18 protein-coding genes are annotated in these 18,885 nt (G+C 41.8%); 13 read left to right on the forward strand and 5 right to left on the reverse strand.

All coding sequences use genetic code 11. From position 1 onward, the window contains the following. Positions 1 to 221 precede the first annotated feature (221 nt). From V7L12_RS01870 to V7L12_RS01880, 3 genes are all read right to left on the reverse strand, one after another. Positions 222 to 968 (reverse strand): phycoerythrobilin:ferredoxin oxidoreductase, encoded by a 747-nt coding sequence (locus V7L12_RS01870; protein WP_335081610.1) that lies wholly within the window; start codon positions 966 to 968, stop codon positions 222 to 224. Positions 969 to 1,018: 50 nt separating this feature from the next. After that, the gene (locus V7L12_RS01875; protein ID WP_335081612.1) at positions 1,019 to 1,753 is read right to left on the reverse strand and encodes a 15,16-dihydrobiliverdin:ferredoxin oxidoreductase; all 735 of its coding nucleotides are present in this window, start codon (positions 1,751 to 1,753) and stop codon (positions 1,019 to 1,021) included. A gap of 219 nt (positions 1,754 to 1,972) precedes the next feature. Continuing rightward, entirely contained in the window at positions 1,973 to 2,551 is a 579-nt protein-coding gene (locus V7L12_RS01880; RefSeq protein WP_335081614.1) for a phycobiliprotein lyase, read from the reverse strand. Positions 2,552 to 2,666: 115 nt separating this feature from the next. Here V7L12_RS01880 and V7L12_RS01885 point away from each other — a divergent pair, with 115 nt between their 5' ends. Beyond that, positions 2,667 to 3,530, forward strand: coding sequence for a pentapeptide repeat-containing protein (locus V7L12_RS01885; RefSeq protein WP_335081616.1), 864 nt, complete (start codon positions 2,667 to 2,669; stop codon positions 3,528 to 3,530). A 122-nt stretch (positions 3,531 to 3,652) separates the two neighbouring features. On the opposite strand, the gene V7L12_RS01890 is transcribed toward V7L12_RS01885, so the two are convergent. Together V7L12_RS01890 and V7L12_RS01895 are read right to left on the reverse strand one after the other, a co-directional pair. Next, positions 3,653 to 3,853, reverse strand: coding sequence for a hypothetical protein (locus V7L12_RS01890; protein ID WP_322732424.1), 201 nt, complete (start codon positions 3,851 to 3,853; stop codon positions 3,653 to 3,655). A 351-nt stretch (positions 3,854 to 4,204) separates the two neighbouring features. After that, positions 4,205 to 4,867 carry a HEAT repeat domain-containing protein gene (locus V7L12_RS01895; protein WP_335081619.1) on the reverse strand — a complete coding sequence of 221 codons (663 nt, stop codon included), beginning with the start codon at positions 4,865 to 4,867 and terminating at the stop codon, positions 4,205 to 4,207. Here V7L12_RS01895 and V7L12_RS01900 point away from each other — a divergent pair. The 12 genes from V7L12_RS01900 to V7L12_RS01955 all read left to right on the forward strand — a co-directional run bounded on the left by V7L12_RS01900 (position 4,866) and on the right by V7L12_RS01955 (position 18,867). Next, on the forward strand, positions 4,866 to 5,636 hold the full coding sequence (locus V7L12_RS01900; protein WP_335081620.1) for a phycobilisome protein: 771 nt from the start codon (positions 4,866 to 4,868) through the stop codon (positions 5,634 to 5,636). The genes V7L12_RS01895 and V7L12_RS01900 overlap by 2 nt on opposite strands. Positions 5,637 to 6,083: 447 nt before the next feature. Continuing rightward, positions 6,084 to 7,016 (forward strand): phycobilisome linker polypeptide, encoded by a 933-nt coding sequence (locus V7L12_RS01905; protein ID WP_335081622.1) that lies wholly within the window; start codon positions 6,084 to 6,086, stop codon positions 7,014 to 7,016. A gap of 474 nt (positions 7,017 to 7,490) precedes the next feature. Beyond that, a complete protein-coding gene (locus V7L12_RS01910) occupies positions 7,491 to 8,249 on the forward strand; it encodes a phycobilisome rod-core linker polypeptide (protein WP_335081624.1) in 759 nt (252 codons plus the stop codon). A 209-nt stretch (positions 8,250 to 8,458) separates the two neighbouring features. After that, positions 8,459 to 8,995 (forward strand): phycobiliprotein lyase, encoded by a 537-nt coding sequence (locus V7L12_RS01915; protein ID WP_335081626.1) that lies wholly within the window; start codon positions 8,459 to 8,461, stop codon positions 8,993 to 8,995. 99 nt (positions 8,996 to 9,094) lie between these two features. Next, positions 9,095 to 9,721, forward strand: a complete 627-nt coding sequence (locus tag V7L12_RS01920) for a chromophore lyase CpcT/CpeT (RefSeq protein ID WP_335081628.1) — start codon at positions 9,095 to 9,097, stop codon at positions 9,719 to 9,721. Beyond that, positions 9,715 to 10,053 (forward strand): CpeR family transcriptional regulator, encoded by a 339-nt coding sequence (locus V7L12_RS01925; protein ID WP_104906295.1) that lies wholly within the window; start codon positions 9,715 to 9,717, stop codon positions 10,051 to 10,053. Before V7L12_RS01920 ends, V7L12_RS01925 begins: the two co-directional genes overlap by 7 nt. A gap of 347 nt (positions 10,054 to 10,400) precedes the next feature. After that, entirely contained in the window at positions 10,401 to 11,408 is a 1,008-nt protein-coding gene (locus tag V7L12_RS01930) for a phycobilisome rod-core linker polypeptide (RefSeq protein WP_335081631.1), read from the forward strand. A 774-nt stretch (positions 11,409 to 12,182) separates the two neighbouring features. Next, entirely contained in the window at positions 12,183 to 13,148 is a 966-nt protein-coding gene (locus tag V7L12_RS01935) for a hypothetical protein (RefSeq protein WP_335081633.1), read from the forward strand. Beyond that, a complete protein-coding gene (locus V7L12_RS01940; protein WP_335081634.1) occupies positions 13,133 to 14,068 on the forward strand; it encodes an AAA family ATPase in 936 nt (311 codons plus the stop codon). Before V7L12_RS01935 ends, V7L12_RS01940 begins: the two co-directional genes overlap by 16 nt. Before the next feature lie 10 nt (positions 14,069 to 14,078). Then, positions 14,079 to 15,671 carry a hypothetical protein gene (locus tag V7L12_RS01945; RefSeq protein WP_335081636.1) on the forward strand — a complete coding sequence of 531 codons (1,593 nt, stop codon included), beginning with the start codon at positions 14,079 to 14,081 and terminating at the stop codon, positions 15,669 to 15,671. Beyond that, positions 15,668 to 18,622 (forward strand): pentapeptide repeat-containing protein, encoded by a 2,955-nt coding sequence (locus tag V7L12_RS01950; RefSeq protein ID WP_335081638.1) that lies wholly within the window; start codon positions 15,668 to 15,670, stop codon positions 18,620 to 18,622. The genes V7L12_RS01945 and V7L12_RS01950 overlap by 4 nt, the downstream gene beginning before the upstream one ends. Positions 18,623 to 18,669: 47 nt before the next feature. Then, entirely contained in the window at positions 18,670 to 18,867 is a 198-nt protein-coding gene (locus tag V7L12_RS01955) for a hypothetical protein (protein ID WP_335081640.1), read from the forward strand. Positions 18,868 to 18,885 lie beyond the last annotated feature (18 nt).

Consider the following 18,885-nt stretch of genomic DNA (forward strand, 5'->3'; position numbering starts at 1 on the left):
AGTTTAAGTACAGTTAATACCAATTTGAAAAAAGAATGCAACACATATATATATAAGACCTCTTCCCAACCTTTTCCAAGGCATTGGAAAAGGTGCGCGTCAGCATATCATATCGCAAACATTTTTGGAATTGGTATAATTTAGATTCTTTTCCCAGTTTAACGTGACTTGAACGAGTCTTTATTGACACTCTACTCAGCACTGAGTCGGTCAAAAAGTTTCTAGTTAATAGCTGTTAATTTTCTCTCTAGGTCAAATAAAAATCCGTGGATATACTCCTCAGTCCATTCCGCACCATAGAAGCGTTTAAACATCCCTCGCGCTGGGTCTTTTTCAGCCCGATATCGTAAGTATCGCAGTTGGGCTTGCTCAATGGCTACTAAATTTTGGGAATCTGTTACAGGTTCTGCCTGCTCTACGAAATCGAGATAAGCTTTCAAATAGTCTTTGAAAGCGGCAAACACCTGAGTTTCTACTACAGCTGTTTCTTGGGGACGAGTCCACAGAAAAGCGGGAGAGAAAAATGGCTGTGCTTCTTCTGGAAAATCTCCTCCCCAAGACAGATGTTGTTGGTGGGTGTGGAAAATGGGCAGAATTGGTTCAGTATATTTTGCCTGATATGCTAGATCGTCCCGAAATAGGGGCTGCATATCCAAAGCAATTAGATGTCCTCCTGGCAATGTCACCAAATCTGCCCCAAAAAATGGTAAATCGTAGTTGAGGCGGGGAAAAATCACAAAATTCAGCACTTGCAGCGAATTGCCACCCTGCACGTGAGCTGCACGAATTTGCCGCAATTTTGAAGTTTGAAAGGCATAACTGGTGGTGACAACCTCTTCCTGGTTCTTTCCCTTGCCCACAACAGCACTCTTGGACTCAAATCCAGTGGGGATAGGATAGGGCTGTAAATCCAAACGCGATCGCATATAGGCGATCGCATAATCGAGAAATGGCTGATAGAGTGTCACGTCGCTTTACTCCAAATTCAAAATTCAAAATTCATAATCCCCAATCATGGTTATCTTTTGCTGCCACTAACTGCTAGGGGAACAGCATCTTCAAATAAGAATTCATGGAGAAAGCGCTCTGCCCATTCATGACCAAAGTAACTGCTAAACAAACCAGATGCTGGATCGCGGTCTGCACTATATTGGTCATAGTCTTTTTGGGCTTTGACAATCCGCTGGATATCTTCAGGGTCTTGGAGTGGTTTGGCATCTGCTAACATTTGCCAATACAAGTTTAAATAATCCTGAAAAGCTTCAAAGACTCGCGTTGCCACTGTTTCAGGGTCGGTTTTGGCAAACAATAGGTATTTAGAAAAATACTGGTTGGCATCGTAAAACTTCATTTCTAAATTTTGCGCCAAATCCGGGTATTTATCATGCAAAGATTTCAGCGGAACTATATATTTTTTTTGATAATCTTCATCCTGAAACAAAGGCTGAAAATCAAGCACAATCAGATTTTTGACTTTACCAAAGGATAAAAAATCAATCCCTAACAAAGGTAAATCGTAGTGATGACTCGGATAAATCACGCTGTTAAAAATTTGAGCGCTTTCCCCAGCATCAATGTAGGTATAGCGAATTTTTCGCAACTCTTGAGATTGGTAACACCAACTGCGAATAGTTGCTGGGTTTCTGCCGCGATCGCTAACTTTGAATTCCAAACCAGGGGGAATGACCCTACTTTGTAAATCAAACCGCTGAAATAGCTCTTTTTCTAAAAATTCCAGGAAAGGCTTATACATGGAGCATGATTATATTAACCCTTGCATGAAAATAAGTGATGGCAATCATGTACGTCTCATTTATGAGAAACAAAGCAACATTCCTTAATGGGGCATTGGGAATTGGGCATTGAGCATTGGGCACAAGAGCCAGAGGTGCAGAGGGGCAGAGGGGAAAAACTTACTGCAACTCTTCTCTCCTGCTCCCCTGCTCCCCGCTCCCCCGCTCCCCACTCTCCACTAACGCCTAGCATGATTCAGACTGATCATTTGCTCCAAGACTTCTTGGGAAACACAGCGACGCTCGGAACAATAAGTCATCAAGTTGATTCCGTTCATCATTCGCACGGTACTGACTCTGACACGAAAATCATCCGTAACAAACCAACAACGTTCCTGACCTTGATTGTTGTCATAGTCAGTATCAATCGTCAGCACTCCATCATCAGCAAACCGATATCGGCTCACAACTGGAATGCTCTCAACATAGCCTTGGTTGCGAATCAGTTTTCCAGAACGCCTCGTTTCGTCGGGAACATCAACCAAAATCGCAGCATTATCAGTATTCGGTAGCCTGGTATCTAGGTTAGCCTGCCATGCAAAGCTAGCACCGCTTGTTGCTTTACTAGGGTCTATCCCTTGGGCTTTACAAACTTCTTGGACTTTCGGATCGTCCTTTTCCATAACTTTTATAATCAAATTTGACTCCCCCGACTCATCCGCCGCCGAGTCAAAATGATGAACGGCGCGTTCCGTAAACCATGTACCTTCACTTTTACGGAAGAAGTCGATCATTGTCAAAGGCGGTATTATATGCATCTGTTTTGAAACCTCGTTTGATCAAATTTTGGCGTTATTAATCCTGAGTGATGAGATGAAGTCCCGATTTAGCTAAAGTGTAGAATAACTCCAAAAGTGATATTTTAATCAGCTGATGACAAATAGTGAAATTCAACTTATTACTAGCGATGCCTACGGCAACGGCTTTACCGAACGCCCCAGTCCAACTCCAGAAATCTTGACAGCCCTCAAAAAAGGAATCCCTGTAGATTCGGTAGATTTGTACCAATTCAATCTAAAGGAAGTCGATTTCCGCCAAGCTAATTTGAGTAAAGCCAAGCTACTAGGAGCCGATCTCAGTGAGGTGGTATTAAGTAATGTCGATTTGAGTGGGGCTGATTTGCGAGGCGCTAATCTGCGAGGAGCCGATTTGAGTGGCGCTAATTTACAGGGAGCCTATTTAAACCGTGCTGACCTCCAACAAGCAAATCTCAGTGGTGCAAATTTGGAGGGAGCCAAACTCCAAGTAGCGCGTTATGATTCACAAACGAAATGGCCCCAAGAATATAACTACAAAACATCTGGAGCGGTAGGACCGGGTGCTAATCTCAATGGTGCTTTTCTCAATACAGCTTCTTTACGAAATGCAGATTTACAAAGTGCTAATCTGCGTGGAGCCTACCTAAGTGGCGCTGACTTGACAGGAGCCAATTTGCAAGGTGCGGCTTTGAGTGGTGCCGATCTGACAAAAGCTTATTTGACAGGGGCTTGCTTACGAAATGCTCGATTAACTGGAGCCGATTTGCGGGATACAGACTTGCGAGCAACCGATCTCAGTGATGCAGAGATGGAGCATCTTCTAAGTATCGCTGGGGCAGATTTTACTCTTGCTCAAGGACTGACAGAAGCAACTAAAGCCATGCTTTCCAGCCGTCCACATTCAGAACTCGATGTTTGGAACGCCTATACCCGCACAACAACTCGTGAAAGTTTGAGTGCTAGACCGCGCCAATTTTAAATTTTAGATGCAAGCTGCACTCCTTGTGAGCGAAATAAATCCAAAATCCAATTTGCGTTTCCAGCGAACTAAAGGTGCGACCCAAAATCTAAAATTGTTTGACCAGTTGCTCTGTAGTGAACTTACAACGGCTGCCAGTTCTTTTTCAGGAGCGCTAAAAATGTCGCGTATCCTTCGGAAAAACCGGGTGGATCGGGTAGAACATATTGTGGAAATTCTTTATACGATCGCCAAGGTTCCGAAGCATTATGCCGCAAATATAAAGCAGATTCTGAGGAACCTGGTAGTCGCCAAGTCATTTGACCAGCTTGTATATCAGTCACAAATGCCTCCTCATCTAGAAAAAATTGATCTTTTCTTTCAGATTTTGGCAGATTAACCGGATATTTTAGTCAAATTTAAGGTAAAATATTGTGTTAGTTATTTATCAAATAAATTTTATAAGAAGAATTTAAAACTCAGGAGTCAGAATTTAGTATGAATTTGGAGTCCCACTGGAGTAATAAATATTTGTTTAAAACCAAGCCGAATTGTGGGCGAAAGCAAATTCAAACATTATCGCCTTAAAACTCTATCCCTTAAGAGCGGGGCGGTGTGCGAACATGGGTGGAGTATTCTGAATTCTGACTCCTGACTTCTGACTTCTTTTTCTTATTCCGAACAAACCCACGCCGCTATTGTGGCAACAGGTCTTCTAAAGCAGCTCCGACAACTCGGTGATCCTCATCCTGTCTGAGTTGGTTCAGGGCTGCTTTGGCTTCTGGTTCGTCAAATCGTTTGAGAGCATAGCTAACTCGCACGCGCATCCGCCAAGATTCATCATTTACCAACGTTAGTATTTGGCATAATGCCGCAGTATGTTGGCTAGAATTAGCCAGTAAGCCAAGTGCATCAACAGAAGATTCCCGAACTGTGAAATCCTCATCTTTTAAACCCTGAACGCATATATCAAATAGTTCTTCAGGGCAATCCATTTCAGCGATCGCAGCCAAAATGCTCCGCCTAACTAGCCAGTGGTTATCCTGATAATATGCCAAAACTAGATGGGAAACTGCGACTCTGCCAAATAGCGATAAAGAATTTGCCGCCTCAGCCCGCACGTTGGGGGTATCATCAAATTTCATAATTTGCATCAAAGCCGCAAAAGATTCCGCTGATTGTTGATTACCCAAACCCCTGGCTACAAAAGAACGCACCAAAAATTCTGAGTCATGAAGTTTACTTGTGAGCAGAGGAACTGCAACTTCTGATTCATAATCATTGAGGGCTGCGATCGCCTTCAAACGATAGTGAAAATCTGGGTTCTTCAGTTCAGTTTGGATTTTATGGATTTCCATGAGTGCATTTGGTACAGCTATTCTTTACTTTATTTTACAGATGTCAGCAAATGGCAATCGCATTCTCAGAAGATTGAATCTAAGGGGATTGGGCATTGGGCATGAGTTATCCTCCTTGTCCCCTTGTCTCCCTTGTCCCCTGCTCCCCACCCCAATGCCTAATCCCCATACCCTATCCCCTAAATCAATGACTCAATTAAGCGAAACCGTTAAAGAATTAATCGCCAAAGCTAGAATTGTCAGCTTTGCTGAGTGGGAACAGTCCCATCCAAAAGCAGCGATTGAAATATTTCAAGCTGCGGATGATGCTTTTCGGTATCTGAGCGACGAAGATTTATTGCAGATTATAAGCTTGTCACCGGATAATTCAGCCTTGATTCCTGTTGCTGTGTTATTACGCGATCGCGCAGCCGAAATCATTGATGAATCTAGGGAACAAGTTTTGGCAACTTATCCCGAAATTATCCAGCCTGGAGGCGGTCTTTATCCACCTGAACGCGCCCAAGCTTGCTGGCGAGATTTTTGGCATTTTCTTCGCTGTATTACTTATGGCATAGCAGGTGGCCACACTGAATATACAAATCCCACAGGACTGCACTATATGAATTTGCTCTATCAGGAATTACAAGTTCCATTGGATGCAATGGTTTTAGGCTTAAAAAGCATCAAGGCTGCTAGTTTGAAACGCTGCCAAGCCGATCAGCAGCAAACTCTTGCTCCCTATTTTGACCATTTAATCAGCCAACTGGCTACTTTCCAAATTCGATAACGTTAAGTGGGCATGAATAATTAAAGGTTGCTAGTCGGGGCTGAAGCTCTTACTAACAGACAATCTTAATTAATTTTACGTTGCGTAATATAGTTGGATTTATTCTTGCCCACTTACCCTGATAAACTTGGGTGACTCAGCACGATTAATACTCTGGCTTAAGGGAATGGCACAATACCATCACTTGCATCCCAATTGCAAATCAAATACTAAAAAAAAGCTGAATTTTCTCTAAAGTATTATTTAACTTAATAAATTTTAATAAATATGGTTTCAGCATCGTATCACAATATGTAAAAGCAAACGATGCAAAAACTTGAAATCATCACGACTAATAAGGATTTAAAGTCTCTATGTCCCCTACCTCGTCACCATGATGTAAAGTTTTTTAACATTTGCTGAATATCTTTCTCATAAAATTTAGTTGTTAACTAGGAGATAGTTTGAATGGCTTTTGGACCAGCATCACGATTAGGGGTCGCTCTGTTTGAAGACACCGATCCCATTGATCTGTGGCCAAGTCGCTCTAATGAGGATGTTGAAACCGTAATTATAAATGTCTATAAGCAAGTTCTAGGTAACGCTTATGTAATGGAAAGTGAGCGGCTTTCCATTGCTGAATCCCAACTAAAACGGGGTGAAATTAGCGTTCGCGGGTTTGTGCGTCAAGTCGGGAAGTCGGAACTTTACCGTTCGCGGTTTTTTGATAGCACCACTCGCTATCGGGCGATTGAATTAAATTTTAGACATTTCCTTGGTCGTGCGCCATTGGATTTAGAAGAAACGCGTACACACAGCACTATTCTGGATACAAAGGGCTTTGAGGGTGAGATTGATTCTTATCTAGACAGCGACGAATATCAAGAAACTTTTGGGGAAAGCATGGGCTTTGAGGGTGAGATTGATTCTTATCTAGACAGCGACGAATATCAAGAAACTTTTGGGGAAAGCATTGTCCCTTATATTCGGGGCTACAAAACCGAAGCTATCCAGAATTTGGTTCAGTTTACCCACTTATTCCAACTGGTACGTGGTTCCTCTAGCAGCAGCCTGAAAGGTGACTTAGCTGGCAAACAACCAAAATTAAACAGTCTGCTAATTCAAAGCACGCCTACCCCTGTGGTTTCACCAGCCAGCAAGGGTGCTGCATTCCGCAATCCAACATCTACTCCTCGCACTCGTCAAGGTGTGGGATCTGGTGATGATGGTAAGGTCTACCGGATTGAAGTCACTGGCTACAAGGCAAATGTGGTAAATAACATTTCCAAATTTCGCCGCAGTAACCAAGTCTTTTTCGTGCCATACAATAAGTTTTCACAAGAGTATCAGCGGATTCACCAACAGGGCGGTACGATCGCCAGTATTACCCCTGTCAACTAAAGAATAGAAATTGGGGATTAGAGATTAGGGATTGAGAAATAATTCCGCTGTATTCAGTCTCTATTCTTTAATCCCCAGTGTTGATCGTTCTAGGATTTACGCAAAACTACACGCGCTTAGAGGCAATACCCTATGGTAAGCCGCAACTCTTGGAGACTCTTTGCATAGCTTGCTTGTTTTAAAGAGTATGGGTTTATATAAATTGCCCTTACCTGAAAATCATTCTTTGCGGCTGTTATTTGCGTAAATCCTGATTGATCAAAAGTTAGCCAAAGCGATCACTAATCTGGAGTTTGACCAATTCCGCCGTCAGTTGTGATATAAGAACACATTTAATACACTTTCACAAACTAAAGTTTTACAAAAGCTAGTCAGTAGCAAAAATAACTGACAATTGATGGGAAATTCTACCCCTTTATAAAGGTAGAATGCTCGGAAATTTAATTTAATTAGCGTTTTTGAGGAGATACCTCAATGTCACTTTGGGCTATTGATTCACCTACTGTTGAGCTGCGTCTGAACACCAGCGAAAGTGAATTACAAACACTAATTCGAGCAGTTTACAAACATGTTTTGGGTAATGCTCACTTGTTGGAAAGTGAACGACTAGCCACTGCTGAATCACAATTGCGCGATCGCAAAATCAGCGTCCGCGAATTTGTCAACGCCGTTGCGAAATCAGAGATTTATCAATCCCTGTTTTTCAACTCTTCTTCCCAGTATCGGTTCATTGAACTGAACTTCAAACACCTGCTAGGGCGTCCTCCTGCCGATCAAGCAGAAATTTCCGAACACGTCCGCATCTACAACGAACAGGGCTATGATGCTGAGATCGACTCCTATATCGATAGCAACGAATATCAGCAGAATTTTGGCGAGAATATTGTTCCCTATGTTCGCAGCACAAGCTCCCAAATCGGAATTAAAAATGTTACCTTTAACCGCACCTTTAGCTTAGTAAGAGGATTCGCTAGCAGTGATAGCGAGCGCAAAGCCAAACTGATCGGCGATATCGGTTCTAATTTACCCACATCCATCAAGGCTCCCGCGGCTGGTTCTAGTGTCAGCAGCACCGACAAACGCTTTTTGATTAAGGTTGTCAAAGGTGCAGGTAATCTCCGTACTCGTCTGGGCAACCTGGAATATATAGTTAACTACAACCAACTGTCTGGACAAGTGCAAAACATTCATCGGACAGGCGGCAAAATTCTCAGTATTACTGAAGTTGCTTAGATTTGTCTAAGTAGGAGGCTGAGGACTGGGGACAAGGGGACAAAAGAAAACTCCTAACTTCTAACTCTTAACTCCAAACTACTAACTCAGCACTCCTAAATGCGGTTGTGGTCAAGGAGGCTAGCTAGCATATAGACTGGGAGAATAACTTTCTTTTTTGCCAAGATATCTCTTGGATTTTAAGCTACTTTTTTAAAATCACTTTTCTAATGGAAATTACTGAATTTTTTGAACTTTCAATTGGACGATGGCGATCGCAGCGAAGCGCCCATCATTTAGCATTTGCCCATTTTGAAGAAGTATTGTCTAACATTGACATTGAGTCTCTATCCACCAACGATCCAGCAGTGGTAGCAATCTGTCAATTGTATAACACTGAACCCGCCAGTATTACTCACCCCTTTCGCATGACTTGGGAAGGTGAGTCAGACTGGGACGATAAACCAATCTCTGGCAGTACTGTGCTAGTACCAATTCCCGATGTCGAAAATCCTTCTAGAGGAAAACTCCTGCGGGACAAAGGGTACGCTGAAACAATTCCAGCAGTGGCTAAATATCATCTGAGTGACGATGGTATTTTTACCCTGCTAACAGAGTATGAACTCGCTGCTGCTGAGGAGCGAATTTGGTTTGCTAACCCGAATCTCCGATTTCGGGTAGCGATGATTAAAACCAGTGATGGTAAAGGTGTGACAACAGCTTCTTTTTCTTCAGAGATTCGCTCTTTGTCAAGTTCAACCAATTAGCAAATATCAGGTTAAAACAGAAAAGGATACAAGCTCCTAAATTTATTTATGGGGATTGTAATGTCTGAATTTTGAATTTTGAATTTGGAGCGAAGCGACGTGACGATAGCGCCCAGCGAATCTAGCACCAATAGCGATTTGCTCACCTTAGCCTGTTGGATGGCAGGAGATTTTAGCAACTACAAGCAATCTTTTGCAAATCCGCAACTTTACGCCCACATTCACATTTTTTTCCGTCCTTTACCGATTGATTTTTTTTCTGGCATCGGTTTCTATTCTGAACAAGCTTATGACCACGATTTATGGACACCCTATCGTCAGGGAGTACATAGACTAGTCGATTGGGGCGATCGCATTTATATCGAAAATTACAGCTTGAAAGACCAGATGCTTTATGCCGGTGCAGCTCGTGAATTAGATATCCTCAAAACCATCACCCCAGAAAGCATCGAACGGCGTTATCACTGTTCAATGGTTTTCCAACGAGAAGGTGAAATGTTTCGAGGTAGTGTGGAACCAGGCAATCAATGTCTGATTAAACGCAATGGATGCCAGACATATCTTGTCAGCGAAGTAGAAATAACCGAGCGTACTTGGATAAGTCTAGATAAAGGTATGGATATTGAAACCCACAAGCAAATATGGGGATCTACTGCTGGTCCATTACAATTTGAAAAACGGGAAAGTTTTGCTGATGAATTACGTGCGGTGAGCGCATTATGTTGATTCAGTTTGAATCTGTTAAAACCAAAATGTTGCCTCCACTGGCTGAAAAAAAGATGCGCTGCTGGATTCGCAGCCGCCATTTGATTTGTTCGGGTAACTTTTTTATATTCGAGACATTAGAATATACAACGATTGAGAGATTTTCTGAATGCGTTACTTCTTTAGGAGGGACAGTAATATCCGTTGACCCGGTTAATAAAATTTGGATGGGCGATCATCGCCAAGTTATTTTATATCAGGCAAAAGCTAGTTTACATACACCTCATCATACTTTGAAACAATACTGGATAAAATACGGTGGTTTCTACACTAGATTTGATGAGCGTGCTTGAGAGTTATTATCCTGTGGAAATTCTTCTGACAGGCGTCTACACTTCAATTCAAAATTAAGTTTTTGAATTTTAAATGCTCCCCAAGGGGGGTGACGGCTAATTGTTAATGTCTAATTGCTAATTTTTTATCATGATTAGCTGTTAGTTATTAACAGTTAGCCGTCTAAGTTTGTTAGAAAATGTAACTAAAAAATTCCCCAAAAGTTGATAAGTTAATATCAGTAATCAGTAATTAGTAAATCTTAAGTAGGGCCCGTTATGGCTTTGCGATTTAGTATTGCCACCCTATTACAGAAATTTTATTTTTACTTGATAAATTAGTTACTCTTACCCACAATAACCCAACTATGCAAATCTTCATAGACGACGAAACCAGACGACGCCAATATCAAGCATTTCCCCAAACAGCACCCATCGAACTGTGGACTACTGCTTCAGTTGATGACATTGAAATTGTAATTCGGGCAGTTTATCGGCAAGTGTTGGGTAATGCCTACATCATGGAAAGTGAGCGGCTCATAGTTCCAGAATCCCAACTCAAGCAAGGCATAATCGATGTCCGTGAGTTTGTGCGTCAAGTTGCCAAATCAGAGTTATATCGCTCCAGATTTTTTGATAACGTTTATCGCTACCGGGCAATTGAACTGAACTTTAAGCACCTGCTGGGTCGCGCTCCCGATGATTACTCCGAGACTAAACATCACAGCAACATTCTCGATGAGAAAGGTTTTGAGGCGGATATTGATTCTTATCTTGATAGCGACGAGTATCTAGATGCCTTTGGCGAGAACATAGTGCCATATTATCGGGGTTATAAAACTCAAACGGGCAAAAAGATATTGGAATTTACCAATATGTTACAACTGGTGCGGAGCAACTCTAGCAGTGATAAAAACTTAGCGACGAATAATGAACCTCAATTGGTGCGATCGCTAATTACCAACGCTCCTTACGGTAGGCAGAAACTCACCGATATTAGTGCTTTACTTGCTGAAGTATTCAAGGCAAAGCCAGAAACTGCTGCTCCAGTTAATCCGTTTATTGCAGCTCACACAGCAGCTGAACAAGGCTTGCAGCAAAAGATTCAAGACCAAGAAAGCCAGATTGCAACTTTGCAACAACAATTAGCAGACTTACGACCGTTTGCCAGCATCGGGACAACAAAATTTAGTAGTAGTTGGGAGTCTTCCAGTTCCGTGACTAGCACAGGTGAATATACATCTTTGCAACAGCAAGCTGACGCCCAAGAAAAACAGATTGCAGCTTTGCAAGAGCAAGTTGCTGATTCCCGACGGTCTGCCACAATTGGAGAAGCCCGTTTGAACAAGTGGCGCAGTCGCGTTTTTAATGGCTAATTTCTCTACTGTTTAGTTTTATCGGGTGGGTTAGGCAAGTTTAACTCACCCAGCCCTCTCAACGCGAACAAATGAACTACTTTAGTAAAATTTGAAACTCTTTCCCAGGATGGAATATACGGAAAATTATTTTGAAAATCCTTGATTTGACTTGAAACCTATATCAATAATCTAACACTCTTGATAATAAGCAGACTCAACTTCAAACCCTACCTATAGGGCTTGTATCTTATTATGTAAGGATTTTATGACTTGTGTGTAGATCGTAGGTTTACCGGAGAGAGAGATGCATAAGCAGGTTCGCATGGGTTAAACCCCTAATTCGATATAGCAGAGCATACAGATATTAACTCTAACTATCTAGATATATTAGATACCTAAATATAAAAATACTTATAAATCAAGATATCTTGAATTGCGAATATCAAGGTGTTTTGGTGGCTTTAAGCACCGAAGACTAGCAAGGTAGTTTTGGTCAAGAGATGCGATCAATCATCGCCTTAAGAGACAAAAATATTTCTATACTATATCTGTAACTGGTAAATTAAGGAATCTTGGTGTCAAGCATTCAAAAAATGAAATCTTGAATTTCTCATACTTCCTACCTCCTACCTGTTACACAAAATTATCACTTTTTCGCCTTGCTTATCGAAAGAAATGACATCTAGCAAAAGAGGTATGTTTCAACTATTTAAACAAAATGCATAACCAGATTGTCGCACCGACCTCTGGATATTTGTCTTAAGTAAAGATTATTTACTCAAAAATAACTGGATGTCCTCCGATCAGCGCCTAGAACAGAAACGCCAGATATTACAAAAGCAGTATGATCTAGTAGCCGAGAAGTTAAACAGGCTACGTCTTGATTATGCGATCGTGACAGATGTTCTCATTCGCTTTGAACGAGAAAAGCAGATTGAGCAGACCGAGGGAGAACTGAAGGAATTAGAACAGCAGCTTTATTATCTGGAACAATCTGTATCTAGTGAACGGCTATATCATGCTTTGTTGAAATTAGGCTATCGCAAACAAACACGAGAATTCCGCAAGTTTATTGAGGTTCACTCCACAGCAGCCTTTCTAATCCACGGTTCACCAGACTATGGTCAACGCTGGCTGTTAAATAGGTTAGTAGTACAACATATTCCCAGCATCATCACAGGGAAAATTGTGCGAATTTACCTCAGTCGCATTTCCCGCAGGAGTGACATTAATGCTTTGTGGCGTGAATTGGGCGATCGAGTCGATCTAGGCAGACAAAGCACAATTCCCGAAATTGCTGACCGAGTTTATCAATTGTGGCAAACTCAGAACGTTCTGCTAATTTTCTACGATGTCAATTGCTTACCAGAAGCTTTTATACATGAACTTATCCGGCATTTTTGGCTACCTTTGGCGACAAAAGTAAACAAAGCTACCCTGCAAACTAGTCAATTCAAATTATTAATGTTCCTAGTTGACTATGACGGCTGTGCAGGTAGTTGGAATGTTCCTTTTGCAGAAGATCAAAACTCTTGGAAGCTACCTGAGATTACCGAATTTTCTGAGGCTGAACTGACTAATTGGCTAGAGCATGAGGAGGATACACTGCCAACTAAACTGATAAGCCAAATAGATCAAACAATACAGATAATACTGAAAAACAGTGATAATGGAATTCCAGAACCCACATTTGGCGAAATTTGTCGCCTTTCTGACTGTAATTGGTATGAACAAGAGGAAAAATGGTTAAGACTGTAGGTAGACAATTTTTGGAATATACAGGTCAAGTTCAGCCCCAGTTAGGAGAAAGAGGGGCGAATGGACAGCTTTTATATCCTTATTTACCTAGTCCAGAACTTGTAGAAGCGGTGAACTTGGCGATTTATTTAGAACGACCATTACTGTTGAAGGGTGAACCAGGGTGTGGGAAAACACTGTTAGCGAATGCTGTAGCCTACGAACTAGGTTTAAATTTAGAAGCTTGGTACGTCAAATCCACCAGTCGGGCACAGGATGGTTTGTATACCTATGATACCGTTGGGCGTTTACGAGATGCCCAACTTGCAGCTTCTAATAGCCTGAGTGCAGAACAAATCCAGCAAATTTATAACCCAGCTAACTATTTGCGCTGGGGCCCTTTGGGAAAAGCATTTCGAGGGGAAAATTTGAGTGTCGTACTAATTGATGAAATTGATAAAGCTGATATTGATTTTCCCAATGACCTACTGCTGGAACTGGATCAAAAACGATTTATTGTTGAGGAAACGGGTGATGAGATTAAAGCAAAAGTAGCGCCAATAGTTTTGATCACCAGCAATGATGAGAAGGATTTACCAGATGCTTTCTTACGGCGGTGCTTGTTTCACTATGTCGAATTTCCTGACAATGAACGGCTTAGAGAAATCATTTGCAACATTTTTCCAGATATCTCTCCAAAATTAGTTGATAAAGCTGTGGCGCGTTTTCTGGAACTGCGGAAAATTATTGCAGAAAGCAGAGGGGAGATGGGTAAAAATGTTAGCACCAGTGAACTGATCGACTGGTTTAAAGTGCTAAAAAGAAATCCTCAAGATAAAATTTTGGGGCAATTAGATGGGAAGCTACCGTTTTTGGGCGTATTACTAAAAAACTGGGTGGATCATCAACGCTATTTAGCATATCTCAAAAACCGAGGGTGAATATTTTAGTATGAGCGAAGACTCAAACTTGCAACTACCCCTACTAAACTTATTTGACCGACTGCGAAAAGCAGGACTGCCACTGGGTATTGATGAGTATAAACTAGCGCTACGTGCCCTCCAGTCTGGTTATGGCATTCAAGACCATGAAGCCCTAGCTCGGCTATGCCGCACCTTGTGGGTTAAATCAGAAGAAGACAAGCTACTGTTTAACTATCACTTTGAGCAAGTCATGGATGAGGAAGCTCAATCTTTTGCTGAACCAGAACCGATCCAAAGTCTGCCCAAGGTGGAACCGCAGAAAAAGAAACAACTCATCAAATTACCTCGACTTTCACCAACTCGTCGCATAGTTTGGGGCGGTACTCTGTTGCTAATTGCCGGAGTAGGTCTTTGGCTAGTCAGACCCCAATCCAAGAAATGTCCTTACTTCACTAGTGTGTCACCCATAATACCAGTCAGAGTAAATCAAGACTACAGTTATGAAGTAAAAGCTTGTAAGGCAAATGAAAACGATCGACTGAAGATTACAGCCTTAAAAAATCCACCCTGGCTAAAGTTAAAAGACGGTGGAGATGGAACAGCTACGCTGAAAGGCAAACCAGTGAGTCAGACGTTTGAAAACATTCAAGTAAAGCTACAAGTCACCGATGCATCTGGCAGCATAAAAGACACCCAGTCATTCAAGATTAATGTTTTATCAGAGGATAGTCCTGATATACAACAACTAATATACCTGGCGATCGCTGGTGCTGTTGCCTTTCTAGTCTGGTCAGGAGGATACTTTATTACCAGATACTGGCTAGAACGGATTGCCAAATCGAGGGTAAAGGAAATAACCCCATCGCCTGAATCTACCTCCACACCTACCCCATCGCCTAAAGAACAAAAGGCACAGCCGGAAGATGTGGTACAGGTTGTGCGGGCAGTACGGCAAACTACTAGGATTGAAACAGGTGAGTACTTTCCGATTACTCGTCGGCAGATGAAGCAGAGTTGGCGCTACCTGCGGCGCTTTGTGCGAGACGGCCCTGCCACAGAACTCGACATAGAAGCCACTGTTAAGCAGTTTGTTCGTCAGGGAGTATTGCTCCAGACTGTTTTGATGCCCCGTAGAGTTAATCGGGCACAGTTGCTGCTGTTGATGGATCGGGACGGCTCAATGATCCCATTCCATGAACTATCTCGTCGCCTCGCAGAAACAGCTGCCCAAGGTGGACGTTTAGCAAAAGCCGATGTTTACTATTTTCACAACTGTTCTGATAAATATATCTACCAAGACCCTAGTTGTTGTGAGGCTAAACTATTAACTGATATCCTTGCTAACTACTCAAATAGTGCAGGTGTACTAATTTTTAGTGATGCAGGGGCAGCCCGTGGCGGTTGTAATCAAGAACGCATTGATCTGACTCAACAATTTTTGCAGCAACTTAAACAGAGAGTACGCTATATTGCATGGCTTAATCCCATGCCCAAATCCCGTTGGGACAGCACAAGCGCTGATGAAATCGCCTCTTTAGTGCCGATGTTTGAGTTAAGCCGTCAGGGATTGCAAGGGGCGATTAGTGTTCTGCGTGGTAAATTCACTCCCTATCGCTTATGAGACAAACAGTTGCCATTGGCCGAATAGAATCGTTTGAAAAACGCTTTCGTAAGCCTCATCTCTACTTGGCTTACCATGCGGCTTTTCCCCTGGCTCTTACCCCAGATTTACTGTATCGTTTATGGGCTAACTTTCAGCAAGATATTTACGGTGAATTGCTCAATATTCCTTGGGAGGCGGTAGCAGACCTTTTGCTCTCTAGCTTATGTGAAGAGGTGGGGCATGAACTTTACGAAATGGATAGTGCGGTACGAAATGAACTTTTGACACGTTTAAAAGCTGACGAAAAGTTCTACAACGCAAATTTAAAACAAGACCGAATTCTGCAACTGTCTGACTTTTTACTAGAATACGTTGACCGTCAACTTCAGAGCGAAGATTTAGATGTTCGAGACTTTGCCGAGGCTCAACATTGGACAGCACTAGCGTATGCTAAACCTGGCAAGGCAGTAGAGCAAATCGCACGGGCATTTAGTCAACTCCAAGCAACAGCCTCAGAATTCAATTCCACAGACAAGACAGAAATCCTTCGCCTCGCTTCTTTGGTGGAAACCTTTGCTGAACCTTTAGCTGAGGCGCAGTTGGAACCATTATTAGTTTACACCCGTGCAATGGCAAGCTTTTCTCGTGGCGATATCAAGGGTGCTACTGCTCAACTTAGTAAAATTGCTGAAGCAGGCAAGCTGGAAATTGCTGGACAAGAGTTGCCCATTCCTGAACAAATTAAAGAAAATTTTGGTAAGCCAAGTTTACCTATCGGGAAAGATTTTAGTAGTCAAAAGTTAAAAGGTCGGTCTTTCAAAGGTCAGGATTTAACCGGAGCAAACTTTAGCTATGCTGATTTGCAAGGGGCAAACTTTACTAATGCCCGACTTGTGGGGGCTAATTTCAGCTATGCAAAAACAGGGTTGCAACGTCACTGGGCATTTGCATTGATGTTGTGTTGTTTCCTGCTGTTAATACTATCGGCAACTGCTGCATCACTGATTGGTACTGTGTGGGCAGCAATCATAGATAGTGAAATACAAAAATCTCAAATAAAGACTACAGTTATCACCACAGGGATACTAATATTAGTAATATTTGCAATAATTTGCATTTCTAATATTGGTAAAAACTGGCAATTTATATTACAGCAAAGTTTAGTAGTAACACTGTTGTTATCTCCAATATCACTGCTCCTTGCTATCCTGCTATCCTTTGCCTTCAGGACTCTCACGTTACGCACAAATACTGACAGTTGGATAAGTATTGTAATTTACATATTCAGTGCTATCGGGTTCAGCCTTTGTAGTTTTTGGACTATTCACAAGGGTGTAGGTAAAGCTTGGGTTGCTGCTGCTCTGGCTTTAGTAGGATCGGCTTGCCTGACTTTAGGGATTTTTTTTGGGATTATATCTCAAAGTTTGCTACAAAGAATACAAATTGGAGTGTCTTTAGTAGCGGTAGGGGTTACTGTTAGTTTAGCTTTTGCTTTTGCCTATTTCTATCAAAATCACTCGTTAAAAAGTCAGTTAGAAAGTAGAGAAACTGATAATAGGCTAGGTATTTTAGGCATTAACTCTAGATGGATAAGATTCCCTTGGCTAATAGCCATTATTGTAGCTATCGCTTTGGGAGTTAGCCAATTTTTCGGCAAAGTCGATATAACTATTGGTCTGAATTTATGTGGAATTGCTCTAATTTGGGCCTTATCTCTGGTATACGAAACTGCTCGTACTAGAGCAACACTAGCGAGGATGTTTGGTTTAGCTTTATTGTTTTCTGGAATTGTTGCAATTTTAGTCTTAGGTATTGTATTTGTAGTAACTTCAAATACTTTTACTGCAAGTGAACAGGCTATGAGACTAGCACTTGTTCTGCCAACAGCTTTAATTGTGGCGATGTTTTTGATATTAGCTGGATCAGCTAACCTTTCTGGTGCGATCACTGGAATTATCTTTGTAGCAGTTGCAGTTGCTGCATTTTTTACCTTAGGTTGGGTTTACAGTATAGCAAGTTCGCCATACAAGGAATTATTTTCGAACATAGCTGCTTTTGAAATTCTAGTCTTAGGTATAGTTACGGCTTTAGCTACAGCAGTAATTATGGCTATTGGCATCACGATCGCTTGGGTAGAGTCAGGTAATCGGGTATTAGCTTTAATTTGGGGCGTAGTCTTGGCATTAATTACACTAGTGATAACAGTAGTAACTATAGACTTTTTAAAGGCTTCATCTCTAGTAATTGCAGGGACTATTGTTACAGCTTTAGCAACTATCCAACTGGGTGCTTACATCGCTTGGCAGGCTCTTGCAGAAAATGTCAAGTTTATCTCGGTTCGCAATTTTGCTCTTGCCTTTGCAGGCGCAGGTGGTACGAATTTTTTCAATGCTGATTTGACTGATGCTAACTTTTCCCAAGCCACTCTCAAATGTGCCAACTTCCAGCAAGCCAAACTTAAAGGTACACGCTGGTTCCAGGTAAATCAACTTGAGCTTGCCTCTGGCGGTGACAGTTATTTACGATATCCTTCAGTACAAAGGTTATTGGTCAGTGGTAATGGACAAAACCAAAACTTTGATGGTTTAGATTTGCGAGGAATTAATCTGCGGGGAGCAAACCTGGCTGATGCAAGTTTTTTGAATACAGACTTGAGTGAAGCAGACTTGCAAGGAGCTAACCTTTCACGGGTAAAGCTGATTAATACTCGGCTCAATGGAGCTAATTTGGCGATCGCTCAACTTACTGGTGCTTTGATTTACAACTGTGAACTGACACCAAAAACAAAATTAGCAGGGGTAGAGTGCGATTACATCTACACGCAACTACCTACCAACGATAACCCCGATCCAGGTCGTAAACCGGAAGTAAACGGTAGGATATTTAAACCAGGTGAGTTGGCTGAGGTATTGATGAGTTTATATTCTACACAATTAATTGGCCACGAAGGCGATCGCAGCAGAAATTAGAAAAACTTCAAGCAGAATGGGATCTGTGCTATCAAAAATTATCTAAGTTGCGTCACGCTTCAGCATCTGAGACTGATGCAGCTAATAAGTTTCAATTAGAACAGCAAATTTTTGATGAAAAAGCGAAACTGGCATATCTAGAGAATGAAATAGACTTATCCAAAAATGGTAAATATATACAGCAAAGGCATTTCAGCGATTACAAGGGAATGTACGATGCCTGCGGTGGGCTGCGCCTACGCTAAATTAGATATACGAAATGA

The organism is Nostoc sp. (genome assembly GCF_036918245.1).
Lineage (GTDB): Bacteria > Cyanobacteriota > Cyanobacteriia > Cyanobacteriales > Nostocaceae > Nostoc.